Raw genomic sequence first — 5,657 nt, 5'->3', positions numbered from 1 at the left:
GCGGCGGCGGCCTGGCGCTCCACCGGCGAGAGCGGCAGCAGCTTGCGCCGGTCACGCGGGGTGTGCGCCTCGACGCTGCCACCGCTGAGGATGGTCTGGAGGCGGTTGGAGATGTCGGAGTAGTCGTCGAAGCCCAGGACGCCGTCGGCCTCCGGAAGGGCTTCGGCGAGCTCCTTGCCGTAGCGCTCGGCCATGCAGCCGACGGCGACCACGGCCTGGGTGCGGCCGTGGTCCTTCAGATCATTGGCTTCGAGGAGGGCGTCGACGGAGTCCTTCTTGGCGGCCTCGACGAATCCACAGGTGTTGACGACGGCGACATCCGCGTCCTCGGCGTTTTCGACGAGCTCCCAGCCGTCCGCTGCCAAGCGGCCTGCGAGCTCCTCCGAGTCCACCTCGTTACGGGCGCAGCCAAGAGTGACAAGGGCGACGGTACGGCGTTCGGGCATGGACTCAAGACTACTTCGTCCCGGCCGTTCCCCCGTCGCGCAGGGTTCACCTGCGCGACGGGGCCACCTCACGGGCCCGGCGGGGGCTCAGCCGGCCTCGGGGTCGCCCTTGGTGTAGGTCAGCCGCTCGACCTGGCCGGATTCGAACTTGTCGTCGATCTTCTTGCCGTTCACGTAGAGCTCGATCGCCCCGGCGTTGCCGAGGACGAGGTCGATGCGCTCGTCGTCCTGGAAGGTCTTGGACTCGCCGTCGAGGAGCAGCCCGTCGAAGAGCAGCTTGCCGTTGGCGTCCTTGGCCGAGATCCAGCTCTTGCCCTCGGCGGCGGTCATCTTCACCGTCACCTTGTCCTGCGGGACCGCGGCGATCGCGCTCTCGGTGGGCTTCGGCGGCGTGGGCTTGACCGGCTTCGGCTTGCCCGCGGAGGTGGCCTTCTCCGGCGCGGGCGCCGGACCGCCGTCCGCGGCGGAGATGCCCTTGGGCGCCTCGTTGCCGTTGAACATCGTGAAGCCGACGAACCCGACGACGGCGACGATGGCCGCGACCATCGCAGCGGTCCAGTTGGGCCGGCGCGGCTCGGGGCGGATGCGTTCCGCCTCGAACAGCGGGGCCGCGGGAGTGGGCGCGGGACGGCCGCCGTGCTCGGCGTCGTACTGCTCGATCAGCGGGGCCGGATCGAGAGCGACGGCACGCGCGAGCGTGCGGATGTGGCCGCGGGCGTAGACGTCGCCGCCACAGCGCGAGAAGTCGTCCTCCTCGATCGCGTGCACGATCGGGATCCGGACACGGGTCGAGGCACTGACCTCTTCGACGGTGAGACCGGCGGCGATACGGGCCTGCTGGAGAGCACGACCGATCGAGTCCCGGTCGTCTGCCGGGAAGGTCCGGTCGTCTTCGGGGGAGTTGCCGATGGACACGAGAGCGCCTTTCGAGCGTGTAGCCACCTGCTGGACGTTCAGTCTATGGGTGGTACGAAAGGGTGGGGCAACCGGGCGGGTGCTGTTTGTACGCCATGAGGCTGGGACATCCTTCTGTCCCTCCGCTCAACTTGACGTACGGCCAGGGGAAACGGTTGCCCTCCATTCCCTTACGAGTGAGTCTCGGCCCGGTCTCGATCGCGTACCCGCTCTCCGGACGCCCATTCCGGCCGGGCGGCGGCTTGCTCCGAACGGGTCCCCCGCGCTCCACCGGGGACCCGTCCGGCCGCGCGCTATTCGGCCGACTCGCCCCGGATGACGGCCAGCACGCCGTCCAACTCGTCGGGCTTGACCAGGACGTCGCGGGCCTTGGAGCCCTCGCTCGGCCCGACGATGTTCCGGGACTCCATCAGGTCCATCAGCCGCCCGGCCTTGGCGAAGCCGACCCGCAGCTTGCGCTGGAGCATCGACGTGGAGCCGAACTGCGTGGAGACGACCAGTTCGGCCGCCTGGCACAGCAGGTCGAGGTCGTCGCCGATGTCCTCGTCGATCTCCTTCTTCTGCCGGGTCGCGACCGTGACGTCGTCCCGGAAGACCGGGGTCATCTGGTCCTTGCAGTGCTGGACGACGGCCGCGACCTCGTCCTCGGTGACGAAGGCGCCCTGCATGCGGACGGGCTTGTTGGCACCCATCGGCAGGAACAGCCCGTCGCCCTTGCCGATGAGCTTCTCGGCGCCCGGCTGGTCGAGGATGACCCGGCTGTCGGCGAGCGAGGAGGTCGCGAACGCCAGCCGGGACGGCACGTTCGCCTTGATGAGGCCGGTGACGACGTCCACGGACGGCCGCTGGGTGGCGAGCACCAGGTGGATGCCGGCGGCGCGGGCCAGCTGGGTGATGCGGACGATCGAGTCCTCGACGTCCCGGGGCGCCACCATCATCAGGTCGGCGAGCTCGTCGACGATGACGAGCAGGTACGGGTACGGGTTCAGCTCCCGCTCGCTGCCCTCGGGCAGCTTGATCTTGCCGTCCCGGATCGCCTGGTTGAAGTCGTCGATGTGCCGGTAGCCGAAGGCCGCCAGGTCGTCGTAGCGGAGGTCCATCTCCTTCACCACCCACTGGAGGGCCTCGGCGGCCCGCTTGGGGTTGGTGATGATCGGCGTGATCAGGTGCGGGATGCCCTCGTACGCGGTGAGCTCCACCCGCTTGGGGTCGACGAGGACCATCCGGACGTCCTCGGGGGTCGCCCTTATCATGATCGAGGTGATCAGGCAGTTGATGCAGGAGGACTTGCCGGAGCCGGTGGCACCGGCGACCAGGACGTGCGGCATCTTCGCCAGGTTGGCCATCTCGTAGCCGCCCTCGACGTTCTTGCCGAGCGCCACGAGCATCGGGTGGTCGTCCTCGGCCGCGGCGGCGAGCCGCAGCACGTCGCCGAGGTTGACCATCTCCCGGTCGCTGTTGGGGATCTCGATGCCGACCGCGGACTTGCCGGGGATCGGCGAGATGATCCGCACGTCCGGGGAGGCCACGGCGTACGCGATGTTCTTGGTCAGGGCCGTGATCTTCTCGACCTTCACGGCCGGCCCGAGCTCGACCTCGTACCGCGTGACCGTCGGCCCCCGGGTGAAGCCGGTGACGGCCGCGTCGACCTTGAACTCGGTGAAGACGTTCGAGAGGGAGTCCACCACGGCGTCATTGGCGGCGCTGCGCGTCTTGCCGGGCCCGCCCCGCTCCAGGAGGTCCAGCGAGGGCAGGGCGTACGTGACGTCGCCGGAGAGCTGGAGCTGCTCGGCCCGGGGCGGCAGGTCGGTCGGCTCGGGCGCGGGCTTGGTCAGATCCGGTACGCCTCCGCCGGTACGCCGGCCGGCACCGCGGGCGGGCGGTACGGGAGCGGCCGGAGCGTCCGTCTCGGCGGCCTCGGCCGCGGCCTTCGCGGCGGCGTCCACGGCGGCCTTGCGGTCCGCGGTGACGTCCTTGGTGAGGTCGGCGACGACCGGGGACGGCGGCATGCCGTTGAGCACCGCACCGTCGAGCGCGGCGGCCGCGGCGGCGGCGACGTCCACCGGGTCCAGGCCGTGCTCGGCGTCCCGCTTCGAGGGGCGGCGGGCCAGCCGGCCGCGCCGTTCGAGCAGCTCCGCCTCGGCCCGGTCCACGTCGTAGGGGTCGGCGGGGCCGCGGCGCCGTGCGGGCCTGCCGGACCGGGGGTGCGGCCGGGCCTCCCGCCATTCCTCGTCGCGGTCGTACTCGCCGACGGGGATGCCGCGGCCCTCGGTGTCGTCCAGCGCGGGGTCGTAGGCGGGCTCGACGATGCCCAGCCTGGCGCCGAGGGCGCGCAGTCGCTGCGGGATCGCGTTGACCGGGGTGGCGGTGACGACGAGCAGCCCGAAGAGGGTGAGCAGCACCAGCATCGGTACGGCGAGGACCTCGCCCATCATGAAGACGAGCGGCTGGGACGCGGCCCAGCCGATGAGCCCGCCGGCGTTCTGCATGGCCTCGCTGCCGTCGCCGCGGCCGGGTGAGCCGCAGGCGATGTGGACCTGGCCGAGGATGCCGATGACGAGGGCGGAGAGCCCGATGCTGATCCGGCCGTTGGCCTCGGGCCTCTCCGGGAAGAGGATGAGCCGTACGCCGATCGTGCCGACGAGCAGCGGGACGAGCAGGTCGAGCCGGCCGAAGGAGCCGGTGACGAGCATCTCGACGAGGTCGCCTACGGGCCCCCGCAGGTTGGACCAGGTGCCGGCGGCGACGATCAGGGCGAGACCGAGCAGCAGGAGGGCGAGGCCGTCCTTGCGGTGCGCCGGGTCGAGGCCCTTGGCTCCCCGCCCTATCCCCCGGAACATCGCCCCGACCGCGTGTGCGAGGCCCAGCCAGGCGCCACGGACGAGCCGGTAGACGCCCCCGGTGGGGGACGGCGCCCGCCGGGGCGCGGGTCGCCTGGCCGCGGGCTTGCGCGCGGGAGCGCGCTTGGCGGGCGCGGCCTTCTTCGCCACCGCCTTCTTCGCGGGCGGCTTGGCGGGGGACTTCGCGGGTGCCGCCTTCTTCGCGGCACCCGTCGTACGGCCGGCGCGCGGCTTTGCGGCCGCCGTGCCCTGGGAACCCTTGCCGGACGTACGTGAAGCCATGGTGGTGAGGTTACCGGTGTGACGACCGGCTGTCCGCCTCACCCGTTCGTGTCGTCCCTGCGGTGGCCCGAAGGTGACGCCGCATCACGCGGGACGGCGGCCACCGGGACCCTCGGTGACGGGAGGTCAGCTCTGGGTCGGCAGCGTCGGCGCGGCGCCGGTGCCCGGCTCCAGGGCGTCCAGCGCCCGGCGCAGTCCGGTGAGCTTGCGCTCCAGGTGCGCGGCGGTGGCCACGGCCGCCGCGTCGGCGGAGTCGTCGTCGAGCTGCTTGGACAGGGCCTCCGCCTGCTCCTCGACGGCCGCGAGGCGCGCGGACAGTTCGGCGAGCAGACCGGCGGTCTCCTTGCCGTGGCCGCCCTCGCCGCCGCCCTCCAACTGGAGCCGGAGGAGCGCCGCCTGCTCGCGCAGCTTGCAGTTCTTCATGTACAGCTCGACGAAGACCGACACCTTGGCGCGCAGCACCCACGGGTCGAACGGCTTCGAGATGTAGTCCACCGCCCCGGCCGCGTACCCGCGGAAGGTGTGGTGGGGTCCGTGGTTGATCGCGGTGAGGAAGATGATCGGGATGTCCCGGGTCCGCTCCCGCCGCTTGATGTGGGCGGCGGTCTCGAAACCGTCCATGCCCGGCATCTGGACGTCCAGCAGGATGACCGCGAAGTCGTCCGTCAACAGCGCCTTGAGCGCTTCCTCCCCGGACGATGCCCGCACCAGCGTCTGATCGAGCGCGGAGAGAATGGCCTCCAGCGCCAGCAGATTCTCCGGCCGGTCATCGACCAGGAGGATCTTGGCCTTCTGCACCATGCCCCGTCCTCCTCGCCCCGGCAACGTCTCTCCCCGGCTCCCGTAACCGGGGGAAGCACCGGGCGCCGCCCCAGAAGACGACTCCCTAACGCCGTCCGTCCTTGTGCCGGTCATCGTAGCCGCACCCCGCCCGTCGCCACACCCTGTCACCGCGATGTCACTGTGCACGTACCGGAAACGCGGTGGGAGACCAGAAGGTTCCCCGTATCCGGGCCCCTCACACCCCCCTGACGACAGTCGCCGGTCATCGTAGCCGCACCCCGCCCGTCGCCACACCCTGTCACCGCGATGTCACTGTGCACGTACCGGAAACGCGGTGGGAGACCAGAAGGTTCCCCGTATCCGGGCCCCTCACACCCCCCTGACGACAGTC

At 71.2% G+C, this 5,657-nt stretch carries 3 protein-coding genes and 1 pseudogene; all 4 read right to left on the bottom strand.

Translation table 11 applies throughout. The annotated features are described in order from the left end of the window. Nucleotides 1-446: pseudogene (locus EAO70_RS33120) on the bottom strand (30S ribosomal protein S12 methylthiotransferase RimO); the annotation flags it as partial. An 87-nt stretch (nt 447-533) separates the two neighbouring features. Further along, on the bottom strand, nt 534-1,361 hold the full coding sequence (locus EAO70_RS33115; RefSeq protein WP_148006440.1) for a helix-turn-helix domain-containing protein: 828 nt from the start codon (nt 1,359-1,361) through the stop codon (nt 534-536). A 293-nt stretch (nt 1,362-1,654) separates the two neighbouring features. Then, the gene (locus tag EAO70_RS33110) at nt 1,655-4,483 is read right to left on the bottom strand and encodes a DNA translocase FtsK (protein WP_148006439.1); all 2,829 of its coding nucleotides are present in this window, start codon (nt 4,481-4,483) and stop codon (nt 1,655-1,657) included. A 126-nt stretch (nt 4,484-4,609) separates the two neighbouring features. Next, complete coding sequence (locus EAO70_RS33105) at nt 4,610-5,284, bottom strand: two-component system response regulator (protein WP_148006438.1); 675 nt, start codon at nt 5,282-5,284, stop codon at nt 4,610-4,612. Between the last annotated feature and the right edge of the window lie 373 nt (nt 5,285-5,657).

This window comes from Streptomyces sp. adm13(2018) (genome assembly GCF_008042145.1).
Taxonomy (GTDB): domain Bacteria; phylum Actinomycetota; class Actinomycetes; order Streptomycetales; family Streptomycetaceae; genus Streptomyces.
The sequence above is the reverse complement of the archived record's forward strand: the minus strand, read 5'-3'. Positions and strand labels throughout refer to the sequence as shown.